This window comes from Caloramator australicus RC3 (genome assembly GCF_000297115.1).
GTDB classification, from domain to species: Bacteria; Bacillota; Clostridia; order Clostridiales; family Caloramatoraceae; genus Caloramator; species Caloramator australicus.
The window spans coordinates 1-552 of sequence record NZ_CAKP01000103.1; the positions used below are offsets into that span (position 1 = coordinate 1).

Below are 552 nucleotides of genomic sequence, written 5' to 3' on the forward strand. Positions count from 1 at the left end.
GTCTCCGACTCAGATTTAATTCTTCCTTCAAATTGTCTGTGTTGTTTTATTTTTATTTTTGTCTTTAACTTTGGAACTTTTAGATAACTACCTTCAAGTGTTACTGTTCCATTTTGATTATTTGTAGTATAAGACTGGTAACCTTTCTTTTTCTTGAACTTTGGAAAAGCTGTTTTTTTATCTCTAAAGAATTTTTTATATGCTTTTTCTAAATTAAGTTGTGCGTTGGAAAGTGCAAGACTATCTACTTCTTTTAGAAAAGAATATTCTTTTTTATATTGTGCAGGTGTATTGTTTAGCATTTCTCCTGTTTTTTTATAGTATTCTATTTTGTCATGTAGCATTTTGTTGTATATAAATCTTACACAACCAAATACTTTAGCAAAATATTCTTCTTGTTCTTTTGTTGGATATATCCTGTATTTATAAGCCTTTAGCAAAATTACACCTCCTTCCTGTAATACTGATTATATCATAAAAAAGAATTTATCAATCAACATTCATCACCCACTTATAGAAGTGGGCGACTTCTGTTACTCTTTAGTTAAAATT

At 28.1% G+C, this 552-nt stretch carries 1 protein-coding gene; it reads right to left on the minus strand.

The features are described from left to right. On the minus strand, window positions 1-440 hold a 440-nt coding region (locus tag CAAU_RS09910; RefSeq protein ID WP_040306494.1), incomplete at its 3' end, for a helix-turn-helix domain-containing protein. Between the last annotated feature and the right edge of the window lie 112 nt (window positions 441-552).